This window comes from Mesorhizobium opportunistum WSM2075 (genome assembly GCF_000176035.2).
GTDB lineage: Bacteria > Pseudomonadota > Alphaproteobacteria > Rhizobiales > Rhizobiaceae > Mesorhizobium > Mesorhizobium opportunistum.
Genome location: NC_015675.1, coordinates 2,892,770 through 2,907,044, shown reverse-complemented (window position 1 = coordinate 2,907,044; position 14,275 = coordinate 2,892,770). Strand labels below are relative to the sequence as shown.

The 14,275-nt window shown below is 63.4% G+C and carries 12 protein-coding genes and 1 pseudogene; 9 read left to right on the top strand and 4 right to left on the bottom strand.

Annotated elements, in window-relative coordinates:
* Positions 1–75: 75 nt before the first annotated feature.
* The 7 genes from MESOP_RS13910 to ehuB all read left to right on the top strand — a co-directional run bounded on the left by MESOP_RS13910 (position 76) and on the right by ehuB (position 7,439).
* A complete protein-coding gene (locus MESOP_RS13910) occupies positions 76–1,224 on the top strand; it encodes an acyl-CoA dehydrogenase family protein (protein WP_013893950.1) in 1,149 nt (382 codons plus the stop codon).
* An 11-nt stretch (positions 1,225–1,235) separates the two neighbouring features.
* On the top strand, positions 1,236–1,976 hold the full coding sequence (locus MESOP_RS13905; RefSeq protein ID WP_013893949.1) for an NAD(P)H-dependent oxidoreductase: 741 nt from the start codon (positions 1,236–1,238) through the stop codon (positions 1,974–1,976).
* Entirely contained in the window at positions 1,969–3,099 is a 1,131-nt protein-coding gene (locus MESOP_RS13900) for a CaiB/BaiF CoA transferase family protein (RefSeq protein WP_013893948.1), read from the top strand. Before MESOP_RS13905 ends, MESOP_RS13900 begins: the two co-directional genes overlap by 8 nt.
* Positions 3,100–3,110: 11 nt before the next feature.
* Positions 3,111–3,953 (top strand): HTD2 family dehydratase, encoded by an 843-nt coding sequence (locus tag MESOP_RS13895; protein ID WP_013893947.1) that lies wholly within the window; start codon positions 3,111–3,113, stop codon positions 3,951–3,953.
* Entirely contained in the window at positions 3,947–4,759 is an 813-nt protein-coding gene (locus MESOP_RS13890; RefSeq protein ID WP_013893946.1) for an HpcH/HpaI aldolase/citrate lyase family protein, read from the top strand. The genes MESOP_RS13895 and MESOP_RS13890 overlap by 7 nt, the downstream gene beginning before the upstream one ends.
* 23 nt (positions 4,760–4,782) lie before the next feature.
* Positions 4,783–6,159 carry an MmgE/PrpD family protein gene (locus MESOP_RS13885; protein ID WP_013893945.1) on the top strand — a complete coding sequence of 459 codons (1,377 nt, stop codon included), beginning with the start codon at positions 4,783–4,785 and terminating at the stop codon, positions 6,157–6,159.
* Between the two features lie 407 nt (positions 6,160–6,566).
* A complete protein-coding gene (gene ehuB / locus MESOP_RS13880; RefSeq protein WP_013893944.1) occupies positions 6,567–7,439 on the top strand; it encodes an ectoine/hydroxyectoine ABC transporter substrate-binding protein EhuB in 873 nt (290 codons plus the stop codon).
* Between the two features lie 62 nt (positions 7,440–7,501).
* Here the strand turns inward: ehuB and MESOP_RS33635 are convergent.
* Positions 7,502–7,792: pseudogene (locus MESOP_RS33635) on the bottom strand (conjugal transfer protein TraG); the annotation flags it as partial.
* Positions 7,793–8,198: 406 nt separating this feature from the next.
* Here MESOP_RS33635 and MESOP_RS13875 point away from each other — a divergent pair.
* Both MESOP_RS13875 and MESOP_RS13870 read left to right on the top strand, forming a co-directional pair.
* Positions 8,199–8,453: a helix-turn-helix domain-containing protein gene (locus tag MESOP_RS13875; RefSeq protein ID WP_013893943.1), complete on the top strand. Its 255-nt coding sequence runs from the start codon at positions 8,199–8,201 to the stop codon at positions 8,451–8,453.
* Complete coding sequence (locus tag MESOP_RS13870; RefSeq protein WP_013893942.1) at positions 8,453–9,778, top strand: type II toxin-antitoxin system HipA family toxin; 1,326 nt, start codon at positions 8,453–8,455, stop codon at positions 9,776–9,778. Before MESOP_RS13875 ends, MESOP_RS13870 begins: the two co-directional genes overlap by 1 nt.
* A gap of 142 nt (positions 9,779–9,920) precedes the next feature.
* Here the strand turns inward: MESOP_RS13870 and MESOP_RS13865 are convergent, their stop codons facing one another.
* From MESOP_RS13865 to MESOP_RS13855, 3 genes are read right to left on the bottom strand one after another with little or no spacing between them, the layout of a single operon-like run.
* Positions 9,921–10,364 carry a hypothetical protein gene (locus tag MESOP_RS13865; protein WP_013893941.1) on the bottom strand — a complete coding sequence of 148 codons (444 nt, stop codon included), beginning with the start codon at positions 10,362–10,364 and terminating at the stop codon, positions 9,921–9,923.
* A 5-nt stretch (positions 10,365–10,369) separates the two neighbouring features.
* A complete protein-coding gene (locus MESOP_RS13860; protein WP_013893940.1) occupies positions 10,370–12,358 on the bottom strand; it encodes a conjugal transfer protein TraG in 1,989 nt (662 codons plus the stop codon).
* A 23-nt stretch (positions 12,359–12,381) separates the two neighbouring features.
* On the bottom strand, positions 12,382–14,121 hold the full coding sequence (locus MESOP_RS13855; RefSeq protein ID WP_013893939.1) for a relaxase/mobilization nuclease domain-containing protein: 1,740 nt from the start codon (positions 14,119–14,121) through the stop codon (positions 12,382–12,384).
* Positions 14,122–14,275 lie beyond the last annotated feature (154 nt).

The window sequence follows — 14,275 nt, the reverse complement described above, 5'->3', positions numbered from 1 at the left end:
CCAGCTTTGCGTTGCTGACAGGACGCGGCGGCGCGATAGTGAGGCCCGCAGCACGACGAAAGCCGGACAAACCCCATGGAATACTATCAGGACATTCGCGATGCCGTCGCCCGGCTGTGTGCGCGCTTTCCCGGAGAATACTGGCGCGCGCTCGACAGGGACATGGCCTATCCCCGCGAGTTCGTCGAAGCATTGACGGAGGCTGGTTGGCTTTCGATCCTGATCCCGGAGGCGTATGGCGGCTCGGGCCTGCCGCTTTCGGCCGCCGCCGCCGTGCTGGAGGAAATCCAGCGCGCCGGCTGCAATGGCGGCGCCTGCCATGCCCAGATGTACACGATGGGCACGCTTGTTCGCCACGGCTCTGAAGCCCAAAAGCAACGATACCTGCCGAAGGTCGCCGCGGGAGAATTGCGTCTGCAGGCCTTCGGCGTCACCGAACCGACCAGCGGCACCGACACCGGCGCTCTCAAGACCACTGCTCGCCTCGACGGCTATCATTTCGTAGTCAAGGGCCAGAAGATCTGGACCAGCCGCGCCGAGCATTCGGATTTGATGCTGCTTCTGGCGCGGACCACGCCGCTCAAGGATGGCATGAAGAAGACCGACGGTCTCTCCGTCCTCATCGTCGACATGCGCGAAGCCGTTGGCAAGGGCCTCACCATCCGGCCGATCCGCACGATGATGAACCATGCCACCACCGAAGTCTTCTTCGACGATCTGCGCGTGCCGGCCGAAAACCTGATCGGCGAAGAGGGAAAGGGATTCCGCTACATCCTCTCGGGCATGAACGCCGAGCGCATCCTGATCGCAGCCGAATGCGTCGGCGATGCGAAATGGTTCATCGAAAAGTCGAGCGTCTACGCGAAGGAAAGGCATGTGTTTGGCCGAGCGATCGGCCAAAACCAAGGCGTCCAGTTCCCAATCGCAAGGGCCTACGCCAACATGCGCGCGGCCGAATTGATGGTGCGCGAGGCGCTGAACCTCTACGAGGCCGGCAAGAACCCCGGTGCCGAAGCGAACATGGCCAAGATGCTGGCGGCCGACGCCTCTAACGAAGCCGCCAATGTCTGCATCCAGACGCATGGCGGCTTCGGTTTCGCGGAAGAGTACGATGTCGAGCGCAAATTCCGCGAGACGCGTCTTTATCAGGTCGCGCCGATCTCGACCAACCTCATCCTGTCATACCTTTCCGAGCACGTGCTTGGACTGCCGCGTTCCTACTAGGAGTTGCCGCCGTGAACGTCCTCATCGTCTACGCCCACCCGGAAGCAAGATCCTTCAACGGCGCCATGAAGGATATGGCCGTGGAAACACTGACCCGCGCAGGTCACGATGTGGTCGTCAGCGACCTCTATGCGATGGGTTTCAATCCTGTCGCAGGGCCGGGCGACATATCAGGCGAGCGCAACGATCCGGACTTTTTCAGCCTGCCGCGCGAGCAGACCGCGGCGTACGAGGCCGACGCGCTTTCAGCCGACATCATCGCCGAGATCGAAAAGCTGAAACAAGCGGACTTCGTGCTGTTCCAGTTCCCGGTTTGGTGGTTCGGACTGCCCGCAATGCTCAAGGGCTGGGCCGACCGTGTGTTCGCGCGCGGTTTTGCGTATCTGCCGGGGCGCAAATACGACACCGGCATGTTCAAGGGAAAGCTCGCCATGGTGGCCGCCACCACGGGCACATCGGCCGACACCTATGCGCCCGATGGCATCGATGGTGACATCCTCACGGTGCTGTGGCCGATCCACAATGGCCTGCTTCGCTACTCAGGCTTCGACGTGTTGCCGCCCTTCGTCGCCTATATGCCGGGCCGTGTCGGCGACGATGGCCGCAAGGCCTATCTGGAAGCCTATAGCAAGCGGCTAGAGGACATCGACGGCACGCCGCGGCTTTTCTTCCACGCCGCCGAGGACTACGGCAAGAACGAGCGGCTAAAACCAGGCGTGCTGGCGCGCTCGGGGGTACAGCGCAATGTCTAACGGCACCCGCCCGCTGGAGGGTCTGTTCGTCGTTTCGATCGAGCAGGCGGTCGCCGCTCCGCTCTGCACGGTTCGCCTCGCCGATGCCGGGGCGCGCGTCGTGAAGATCGAGCGTCCGGAAGGCGAAACCGCGCGTCATTACGATTCCACCGTTGAAGGCATGTCGGCTTACTTCGTCTGGCTCAACCGCGGCAAGGAAAGCGCGGTTCTCGACCTGAAAGCCGAGGACGACCTCGCTCTCCTGCAGCGGATGGTGGCGCGCGCGGATGTTCTCGTGCAGAATCTCGCGCCGGGCGCCATCGACAGGCTCGGCCTCTCCGCCGATGTGATTGCGGAAAGGTTCCCCCGGCTGATTGCCATCAACATCGTCGGCTACGGACAGGACACGCCTTACGCCGCGATGCGCGCCTACGACATGCTGGTGCAGGCGGAAAGCGGCATCTGTGCCGTCACTGGCACGCCGGACACGCCGAGCAAGATCGGGGTTTCCGCCGCCGACATCGCCACCGGAATGAATGCGCATGCAGCGATCCTCGAAGCCTTGTTGGCGCGCGAGAAGACCGGGCGCGGCCGCATTGTCGAAATCGCCATGTTCGACGCCATGGCAGACTGGATGACCGTGCCGCTGCTCCACTACGAATATGCGGGCCGCGAGACGCAGAGATATGGCTTGGCACACGCTTCGATCTACCCCTATCGACCTTATGCCTGTCGGGATGGCAGCGTGGTCGTGTCCATCCAGCAGAACAATGAATGGAAGCGCTTCTGCACCATCGTGCTGCAAAGGCAGGATTTGTTCGCCGACGAACGCTTCGCCACCAATGCCCGGCGGGTGGCCAACCGCATGGCGCTCGACGCCGAGATCGAACCGATCTTCGCGGCAATCGACTGCGAAGAGGCCATCGACCGTCTCAACGGTGCGCAGATCGCCTGGGGCCGGGTGAGCGCTATGCACGACCTGCCGCGCCACAAGGCATTGCGCCGGACAGAGGTGGCGCTGCCGGACGGCAGGCGCATCTCCGTGCCCATGCCGGCAGGGCGGTCGGAGGGATTCGCAACGGTCCCAAGCGTTCCCGCCCTTGGCGCCGACACGGACCGGATCCGGTCCGAATTCGCCGCCTGACGAGGGAGCCCATGACTCTGGACACGAGCACGCTGCAGGAATGGGTTGGACGCACCCACGAGGTCGAGGATGTTGTCACCCCGCGCCTGCTGGCCAGCTTTGACGCCACGCTCGGGGACCACGCAGCGCAAACCGCCGGGAGCACGGCCCCGCCCGGACTGCACTGGTGCCTGACGCCCGATATTGCCGACAGGCGCAAACTCGGACCTGACGGGCACCCCACCAAAGGCGGCTTCCTGCCGCCGGTGCCGCTTCCGCGCCGCATGTGGGCTGCCAGCGATGTCCGTTTCATAGCGCCGATCCGCTCCGGCGACCGCATCCGCCGTCGCTCGACATTGACCGCCATCGAGGAGAAGCAGGGCCGCACCGGCCCGCTCACCTTCGTCATGGTCCGGCACGACATTGCCAACGACGCTGGCCCGGTGATCGAGGAGGACCAGACCATTGCCTATCGCGCCGCCGGCGCTACGGCAGCGACCCCTGCCCCGCCGGGAACTCCACCCCCGGCGGCATCGAACGAGCGCTGGGTTGACGTGGATCCGGTGCTACTCTTTCGTTACTCCGCGCTGACGTTCAATGGGCATCGTATCCACTACGACGCGCCTTACGCCACAACGGTCGAGGGTTATCCCGGGCTCGTCATCCATGGCCCGCTGCAGGCGACGCTGCTCCTGAACTTTGCCACAGCCATTTTCGGCTCCTCGCCGCGCCGTTTCTCCTTCCGGGGCGTGCATCCGGCAACCAGACCGCAACGCCTGCTTCTGAGCGCAACGTGTCCGGGCAATGACGGCATGGCTCTCGAGGTACGGTCGGCCGACGGCCATGTGACGGTGAAGGCCACGGCGCAATGGTGAGCTTCGTCACGCCTGTCGTGTCGCTTTTCGTGCCGGGCTCGCGGCCGGAGCGGTTTGCCAAGGCCGACAACAGCGGCGCGGATGCGGTCATTCTCGACCTTGAGGATGCCGTCGCCCCTGGCAACAAGGACCTCGCTCGCGAAGTGGTCGTTGCTCATGCGGCCATGCTGAAATCAGCGATCGTGGTCCGCATCAACGCCGCCGGCACACCCTGGCACGAAGCGGATATCGATGCCGTACGGCGCCTCGACGGCGTCTCCGTCATGCTGCCCAAGGTCGAACGTCCAGAAGACATTGCTAATATGGCTAGGCACATGGCACGCAGCGTTTCCGTCATCGCGCTGGTCGAAAGCGCTGTCGGCCTTGCCAACCTGCCGGACATACTGGCCACGTCCGGCGTCGTTGCCGTGGCGTTCGGCTCGGTCGACTTCTCGCTCGATCTCGGTTGCGCGCATGATCGGCTGACCCTGCTTGCGGCCCGCAACGAAATTGTCTGGCGCTCGCGCGCGGCCGGCCGTGCTGCGCCGATCGACGGTGTGACGACCGACCTGAGCAGTCCCGAAATCACCGAGGTTGACGCCCGCCATGCAATGAAGATGGGCTTCGGTGGCAAAATGGCGATCCATCCGAGGCAGATCGAGCCGATTCGCATTGCATTTCGCCCGAGCGACAATGAAATCATCTGGGCACGCGACATCGTCGGCGCAGCTTCGTCCGGCGAAGCTGTCCAGGTGAACGGCGAAATGGTGGATCGGCCAGTCATAGAGCGAGCAAGGCGGATCCTTCGCTGGGCCGCCTTGGTCTAGAGGGCGCAGAGGAGGAGCAATAGGTGAGCCTGGACACCGCCGATCGGCCGACAGCCAGGCTTTGCGCCTTCATCGCCGAGCTCGACTTCGAGCAGATTCCGCCGCGCGTCGTTCATTTCGCGAAAGGGCTGATGATCGACTGGCTCGGATCGGCTCTCGCCGGCAAGGGCGCGCACCAGGTCGAGATGATCGATGGTTTTGCCCGCGCGATGGGGCCGGCGGGCGGACCCAGCATTGTCATTCCGACGCGGCGGGGCACAAGTCCTTACTTCGCGGCGATGGTCAACGCTGCGGCCTCACACGTCGTGGAACAGGACGACGTCCACAACGGCTCGGTCTTTCACCCGGCAGCGGTGATCTTTCCCGCCGTGTTGGCGGTTGCCGAAGCTGAGGGGAAGAGCGGACGAGAAATGCTGACTGCCTGCATCGCCGGCTATGAGGTGGGCATCCGCGTCGGAGAATTCCTGGGGCGCTCACATTACGAGGTCTTCCACACCACCGGCACGGCCGGCGCTGTCGCCGCGGCTGCGGCCGTCGGCAAGCTCATCGGCCTGGACGCCGCCGGTCTCAACCATGCTCTCGGCTCCGCCGGTACGCAGGCGGCAGGGCTCTGGGAATTCCTGCGTGATGCCGCCGATTCGAAGCAGCTTCATACCGCGCGCGCAGCCGCCAATGGTCTGTTCGCCGCCTATCTTGCACGCGACGGCTTCAAGGGCGCCGCGCGGATCCTCGAAGGGGAAAAGGGCATGTCAGCCGGCATGTCCAGCGATGCCGATCCGTCCCGATTGACGGACGGGCTCGGCAGCCGTTGGGCAACGGAGGAGACGTCCTTCAAATGGCACGCCTCCTGTCGCCACACCCATCCGGCAGCCGACGCACTTCAGCTGCTCATGCGCCGCGAGGGGCTCGGCCCGGACGACATCGCGGAGGTGGTCACCCATGTCCACCAGGGCGCCATCGATGTCCTGGGTGCGGTGGACATCCCTCAGACGGTCCACCAGGCGAAGTTCTCCATGGGCACGGTGTTGGGGCTCATCGCCGTCAATGGCGTCGCCGACCTCGACGCGTTCGAACGCCAGGCACTTGCCGACGCTGGCGTAACGCGCTTCCGCTCGAAGGTGCGTATGGAATTCGATGCCGAGATCGACAGCCTTTATCCGAGGCGATGGGTCGGCAAGGTGAGCGTCACGACCGTTGACGGCCGCAAGCTGACTGCCCGGGTCGACGAGGCCAAGGGCGATCCAGGCAACACGCTTGCCAAGCAGGAATTGGAATCCAAGGCCATTCGTCTCGCCGAATTTCGATGCGGGGCCACAGCTGATGAGATGCGCCGCTGTATAGCCCGTGTCTGGAAGCTCGATCAGCCAGGAAGCACGGCGGAAATATTTGCTGAGCGCTAGTCCGCTATAGCGAAGGCTTTCGATGCTTAGCAGGTTGACCACTGTTCAACCGCAGCAACGAAGCTTGAACTGGCAGGCCAATGAGTGGGGGAAAGGCGGTAGCGCTCTACCGACTCAGATGAGCATCTCGATCAAGTTCGCACCGCAGCAGTCGAACGGTAGTCTCCAACGACCATCGCGGCGGCAACCGAGCCGGGTGGGGGCGCCAGCGTCAACCCAATAGCAACTCACGTACAAACGTATTTCCCTCCTCGCCACAAGCGAGAGGCTCTCACAGCTGCACTCGCAATACTTAGTACATATTTTATACATATATATTGACCGATTGCCATCTTCAAACGTAGCCTCGTGCGGCTGAGGCGGAACGCCTGCGCGCAACAACTCAATCTCACGGGAGGACTGCACCAATGAAATTTCGAGCCCGATCGGCTGCGATTGGCCTGGCCTGCATCGCCTATGCCGCGCTTGTTGGATCAGTGCTGCCGGCAACGGCAGAGACCACGAAGGAACGCGTCTTGAAGGAAGGGCGCATCGTCATCGGCATCCACAACCGCTCGCCATGGGGCTACAAGAAGGAGGGAACCGGCGAGCTGCTCGGCTGGCATCCGGATCTTCTTAGGGCGGCCTTTGCCGATCTCGGGATCAAGCAGGTCGACTTCGAGGTCACCGAGTTCGGCGCCTTGATCCCCGGCCTGATGGCCGGCCGTTTCGATGCCGTTGCATCGGGCCTATCGATAACGCCCGAGCGATGTCAGCAGGTTGCCTTCGGCGCTCCCGACCTGAGGACCGACGACGCGGCGGTCGTGCTCGCCGGTAACCCCAAGGCGATCCACAGCTATGCGGATCTTGCCAAAAAATCCGACGCGATCATGGGCGGCGGCCGCGGCAGCAATGTCATCAAGAACGCCATCACCGAAGGCGTGCCGGAGGACCGCATCCTGCAGTTCCCGGACATCGAGACCAACATCGCGGCACTGCGCGCCGGCCGCATCGACGCGGCTCTGTTCTCTTCCCCGACGGTGATCGGACTGCTGGCCGGCAACAGGAGCCCCGATCTGGAGCGCGCCAGCCCGTTCACGACGGACGAGAAGTCGATCAGCTACATCGCGATCGCGTTCAGGAAGGACGATGGCGATCTGCGCGACCTCTACAATCAGGGTCTGGCGAAGGTCATGTCGAATGGCACGATCGCCAGCCTCATGGCGAAGTACGGATTTGGCCCCACGGAGAACGTGCCGCCAGGGTTGACGACGTCGCAGTTGTGCGGAGCCGCCAACTGAACGCGATCAGCAACAGAACCCAGCTGGCATCAACTAGCGCGGGCGGCGCCGTGCTAGCGCGGGCGGCCCGCGCTGGCGATGACCGGGTGCGGACCGCCCTCCCCCAGATGCGGCGTCGTCATCAGGGTCGCCTTGGTCAATTCGATCGGGCGCTTCGGATCGGACAGGAATGACGCGACGTCGCCAGCGTCTGTCCGGTCCGGCATAGAGCACATGCAGGATCGCACCGCCCAGCAGCGCGTGGCTCGTGTTTTCCCAATGATTGCGCCTTTCAAGCGAGCCTTCGGGGTCGACCAGGATGTAGGCGATGTTTTGTACGTCGCGGACTCCCATTCCCCACGCCGGACTGCGAGAAAGTAACTCGAGGCGTAGCCGCTCGGGCAGACGCTCGTGTCGCTTAAGAACCTTGATCCTCGCCGAGGTGGAATGAATCGCGAGTGAGCAAGGAATACATGGTTTTCAGGAGGCGTCTCGTCGCAGCCGTCCGGCATCTGAAGTTCCGTATCCCAAGATGCCAGTCAAGTTGACGTGTTCCCAACTGAGCGGCGAGATGTGCTTCAACAAAGTATCAAGAATGTTCTCGTCCCGCTCGTTTCAGCTGGGGCGCCAAGACCGCCGCTGCCAGCACACACGTCGGGATCATACGCGATCGCGTATATCTTCCTTATATACGGTATCGTGTATATTCCATTTTATACGCGATGCGGTATATTGACAATTGATACGCGATCGCGTATATTACGAGGGTGGAGACCCATTATGACGGACCAGATCGCTCGCAACGCAAAACAACTCGGAGCCATTCTGCGCCGCGCCCGCAAGAACGCCGGGCTCACGCAAGGCTCGCTCGGCAACCAGATCCACCTGCGCCAAGGTACGGTCTCCCGCCTCGAGGCCGGCGAGCCCGCGATGCAACTCCGCACCTTGATGGCCGCCCTCTCCGCCCTCGACCTTGAACTCGTCGTGCGCGCGCGCAGCAAAGGCAGCTCTGCTGATATTGAGGATCTGTTCTGATGGCACGGCGTCCGGCTCACATCCCCCTGAACGTGTTCCTGAACGGGCGCCTGGTCGGCGTCCTGCGCAGGGAATCGACGGGCGCCATCGACTTCCAATACGCCCGCGAATGGCTGGACTGGCGCGGCACCTTCCCGATCTCACTCTCGCTTCCCTTACGCGAAGACCGCTATATCGGCACGCCAGTGACCAACGTCTTCGATAACCTGCTTCCGGACAATGACGCGATACGCAGGCGTGTTGCCGAACGCGTCGGCGCCGACGGCACGGACGCCTACAGCCTGCTGGCAGCGCTCGGCCATGACTGCGTCGGCGCGTTGCAGTTCCTGCCCGATGGCATGGATCCAGGCCCTCCCGGCAGTGTCGAAGGCAAGCCGGTCAGCAACGAGGACGTCGCCGGAATAATCGCGAACCTTGCTGCCGCTCCGCTCGGCCTGGGCGAGGATGAGGACTTTCGCATCTCTATTGCCGGCGCGCAGGAAAAGACCGCACTGCTGCGCAAGGACGGAGGCTGGTTCAAACCGATCGGCACGGCAGCGACCACCCATATCCTGAAGCCGCAGATCGGTCGGCTGCCGAACGGCATCGATCTCTCCAACAGCGTCGAAAATGAGTATCTGTGCCTTAAGCTGCTACAGGCGTTTGGCGTTCCCGCCGCCCAGGCGCAGATCGCTGACTTCGGCGAGCGCCGCACGTTGATCGTAGAACGCTTCGACCGGCTGTGGGCCCGCGACGGTCGCCTTCTGCGCCTGCCGCAGGAGGATATCTGTCAAGCGCTGTCAGTGCCACCGACGCGCAAGTACCAGTCGGATGGCGGTCCCGGCATGCGCGAGATTGTCGAGCTCTTGAAGGGTAGCGATACGCCAGATGAAGACATCGCCACCTTCTTGCGCACCTGCATCCTGTTTTGGCTGATTGGCGCGACCGACGGCCACGCCAAGAATTTCAGCATTTTTCTCAGCCCTGGCGGACGATTCCGCATGACGCCGCTTTACGACGTGCTGACCGCGCAGCCCAGCCTTGATACCGGACAGATTCCGCGCAAAAAATTCAAGCTGGCAATGTCGGTCGGCAAGAACGGGCACTATTCGGTACCAGACATCATGCCACGCCACTTCCTGCAGACCGCTGACATCGCCGGTGTGGGTACCCCCCTCATGCGCAGAATTTTCGATGACATTGCTGAAAACGTGGAGAAGCAGGCCGACGAGGTGATCATGTCGCTGCCCCGCGGCTTTCCCGAGCAGCTGGCCGACGCAGTCAAGTCAGCTATCGGCAAGCGGGCGGCTCTCCTCGCCGACAACAAGGCTGATGCCGTCGATTGATCAAGGTGCGACGAACCGGCTGCCAGGACTTGCTCGCGCATCCTGGTGCGGCGACTGATCATCGATGTCGGCGTCGGTGCAACAAACATTGGCGTCGCGCGACCGCAGGCTTCAGGCTAGCCGACTATCAGCCTGCAATCCGTCAGGGTGGGTTTCCGCTGCTGTCCATCGGATTGATATCCTCGGAAACCTCCTGCCGCAGTTTCGGCCCCTTCGCCAGGCGTCTCCCCAACGCCGTGACGAAGGCCTCATAGCGTTCGGCCGCCTTGGCCCGTGCGGCCTGGGCGGCGGGCTCGGGCAAGGCTGGCGTTGTCGCCAGCCAAAAGCGGACGAACACCGCCAGTGTCTCGACCGCGATGCCGATATCGCGCTCCTGCCTGGCCAGGCGTCGATCGACCTGATCGAGGCGTTTGGCGATCGCGGCCTCGCGACGCTCATCCGCGTCCGGCGACAGGAACGAAGCCAGTGCTGCTTCTGCAATCATGGACTGGGGTTGACCGCGCCGTGCCGCATAATCGCCAAGCATCGTCATGATGGCCTGATCGAGATAAACGGAAATCTGCGCCTTCTTTTTGCGAGCCGTCATGGCGCCTACAGCTCCATGCCGTCATCGGGGTCCAGGGAAACCTGCCGCGCCACCCCTTGCATGAGGCGCGCCAGGCGCCGATTGCGGATGGCATCGTCGTCGTCGGCATCGTCGTCCGGTCCCATTTCGAATTCGTTTTCGATCGGCGCCGCTTTCTCGACGGCCTGCGCCCGATTGAGTTCTGCTTGCAGGCGGCGCTCCGATCCCGTTGGATCGCCATCACCCTGCCCCAGCGTTCCGGAAACTTGTGTGACCTCCAAGTGAGCCGGGATCGGCAACTGGCTCCAGTCGTCAGGCTCGGCCACTTGCGATCGCGCCAGTTCGGGTGGCGGCAGCACGCGCTCCTTAAAGCTGGCGTCCTCGTAGTACCGGGCCTTCTTGGCCCTGATCGGCGGCGTGCCCGCCACCATGACGATCTCGTCGGTCGGCGGCAGCTGCATGATCTCGCCGGGCGTCAGCAACTGGCGGGCCGTCTCTTGCCTCGACACCATGAGATGCCCGAGCCAGGGCGAGAGCCGGTGACCGGCATAGTTCTTCATCGCCCGCATTTCGGTTGCCGTGCCGAGAGCGTCGGACACGCGTTTGGCAGTCCTTTCATCGTTCGTGGCGAAGCTGACGCGGACATGGCAGTTGTCGAGGACCGAGTTGTTGGGACCGTAGGCCTTCTCGATCTGGTTCAGCGACTGCGCGATGAGAAAGCTTTTCAGGCCATAGCCCGCCATGAAAGCCAGTGCGCTCTCGAAGAAGTCGAGGCGGCCCAGCGCCGGGAACTCGTCCAACATCAGAAGCAGCCGGTGGCGATTTGTCTTGGTATGCAGATCCTCTGTCAGGCGGCGACCGATCTGATTGAGGATCAGGCGGATAAGCGGTTTGGTCCGGTTGATGTCCGAAGGCGGTACGACGAGATAGAGCGTTGCCGGCTGCTTCCCGCCGACGATGTCGGAAATTCGCCAGTCGCAGCACCGGGTCACCCCGGCCACAACCGGATCGCGGTAAAGACCGAGGAAGGACATTGCGGTGGATAGCACGCCCGAGCGTTCATTGTCGGATTTGTTGAGCAGCTCGCGCGCCGCGCTGGCGATAACCGGATGCGGGCCGGCATCGCCCAGGTGCGCGGTCTTCATCATGGCGGCAAGCGTCGATTCTATCGGGCGTTTGGGATCGGAAAGAAACGCGGCGACGCCGGCGAGCGTCTTGTCCGGCTCGGCGTAGAGTACATGGAGGATCGCGCCGACCAGCAGCGCGTGGCTGGTCTTTTCCCAATGGTTGCGCTTCTCCAGGCTCCCTTCCGGGTCGACGAGAATGTCGGCGATGTTCTGGACGTCACGGACCTCCGATTCGCCGCGGCGGACTTCCAGAAGCGGATTGTAGGCTGACGATCTCGAATTGGTCGGATCGAAAAGCAGCACGCGACCGTGCAAAGAGCGAAAGCCCGCGGTGAGCTGCCAGTTCTCGCCCTTGATGTCATGGACGATCGCCGAGCCCGGCCAGGTCAGAAGCGAAGGCACCACCAGGCCGACGCCTTTGCCGGACCGGGTCGGGGCGAAGCACAACACATGCTCTGGCCCGTCGTGACGCAGATAATGGCGGTCATAGCGCCCGAGCACCACACCATCGTTATCGATCAGGCCCGCGGCCTCCACCTCTCGCTTCTCGGCCCAGCGCGCCGACCCGTAGGTGTGGACATTCCTGGCTTCGCGCGCCCGCCACACCGACAGGGCGATGGCAACGATGATCGAGAGGAAGCCACCGGAGGCGGCGATCAGTCCGCCTTCCACGAAGACAGACGGGGCGTAGGCGTCGTAGAAATACCACCACCAGAATAGAGCTGGCGGATAGTAGACAGGTATCCCAGCAATCTCGAACCAGGGTGGACCGAGCCCGATCTGGAAACCGAGTTTCCATGCGGTCCATTGCGTCGCCGCCCAGGTCGTCGCCAGGACGATCAGGAAGACCGTGAGGATCTGACCCCACAGGATTTTTGTGGCGGACATGGCGTGCTCCTTTCATCTGGTTTTCAGAGGCCGAGCCACTTCTTGCGGCCAAAACTCCAGTCGATGCCGCCATCGCCGCGCGCGACACCGGAGACGTGCTGGCCGAGATGCTTTTCGAGCGAGGGCGTCCAGGGGACGAGCTGGAAGCCGAGCCCGTCGTCGATCATGGCGAAACGGCCGGAGGCGAGCGCCAGGCGCTGGCGATAGGCGCCGGCAACGAAGTCCCTGCTAGCGGCCTGCTTGAAAGGTTTTCCGGTGTCGGCGGCGAGTCTGTCGCCAAGCGTCTCCAATTCTGCCCGCCGCAACGTGTCGAGCAGGTTCCGGGTGAAGACGACCCGTCTGCCTTGCCTTTCCGCGAACCCCTGTTTGACAAGATGTTCGGCGCGCCGATGCAAGGCGTCGCGAACCTCGGCGCCGAAGCCGGCCTCGGCCAGGGCGGCAGGCTCTCGCGCTAGCGCCTGGCGATCGAGCCAGGTCGCCCCCGATGCCGTAACCTGCTGATCCACAGCAAGGTCGGAGCGCACCGCGAGTGCGGCCCGGCGTTGACCGCGCGCATCATCGAATTTGCGCAGCTCGACAATCGATCCCGGCGCGCCGTCGCCGGCCGCCTCCAGATCGGAGAGCTTGATGTGATGGGTGCGTCCGTCGACGCCGTCGACCACGGCATAGGCCGTGCCGATCAGTTCGTCATCGAGCCCACGATCGACCAGCCGGCCGATAACCGGGGTCTCCAGGCTCTCCCCGGCCAGGACATAATTGGCTGAGCCACGCTCGATGCCAGCCGCACTCATGGCCCGGTGGATGCGCTTGATGATGTCGCCACGCTCGCCAAGCGCGCGCAGTGTTGCTTCGGCCCGTTCGTCGATTGCCCATTGGCCAGGCCCGGCCTGCTGGGCAAGACCAAGGGTCTCGAGCTTGCGCAGGCGGCCGACCTTCAGAGCGTGATACTCGTCCGGTTGCCTTGGGCGAGATAGCGCGAGATCGATGATCCCGTTGTCACGGCTCTCGCGAAGCAACTGCCGATCAAGTTGCGTCCACCGCTCGGACTGGATCTGGCTTTCGAGCCTGTGGCGGATATCGAGATCGGTGCGCGGACCCAGTTCCTGGGTCACCAGTTCGCGAGCCCGGTCGCGCATGCCTTCCTTGATGTAGTCACGCGCAATGACCAGGTCCTGGCCATCGTCGCGAACCCCACGCACGATCAGGTGAATGTGGGGATGCTCGGTGTTCCAGTGATCGACCGCCACCCAGTCGAGCCGCGTGTCGAGGTCCTTCTCCATCTGCCCCACCAGATCGCGGGTGAAGGCGTTGAGGTCCGCCATTTCGAGAGCGTCGTCCGGCGAGACGATGAAGCGGAAATGGTGACGATCGTCCTTGGCGCGCGCGGCGAAGGCAGCGCCATCGGCATTCTCCGTCCCCGGCCCGAACAACTGCCCCTTCTCCCCGTCCCGGCTGACACCCTCGCGGCGCAGATAGTTGAGGTGGGTGCCAAGGGGAGCGGCGCGCACCGAATGACGCACGACCCGCGCCTTGACGACGGCGCCGCGCGACCGCGAGGTGATGAGGCGGTTGGCCTGGATGCTGGCGCGCTGACCGTGACCAAAGCGGGAGCGGCTTGCTTGTACAATCCGGCCCGAGCGCGAAATGCTGCCGCCGGCCTTTTTCGCCGCGGCCAACACCTGCGCGATGAAGGGCCGGGCCTGCTGGGCGCGCGTGGAGCGGATGCGCCCGGGTCGAATGCGAAACTCGCGCTCATCAGCCATGGCGCGGCACTGCAATGTTGAAAGAGAAAAACAAATACAATAACTTGGCTGTTTCATACACATTGCACCGATGGCCGGCAATGTGCGGAACACGCCAGAAAATCAAGCAAGAACAACCACCCGACCGGCGCGCAATGTGCGCCCTTTTATCCTG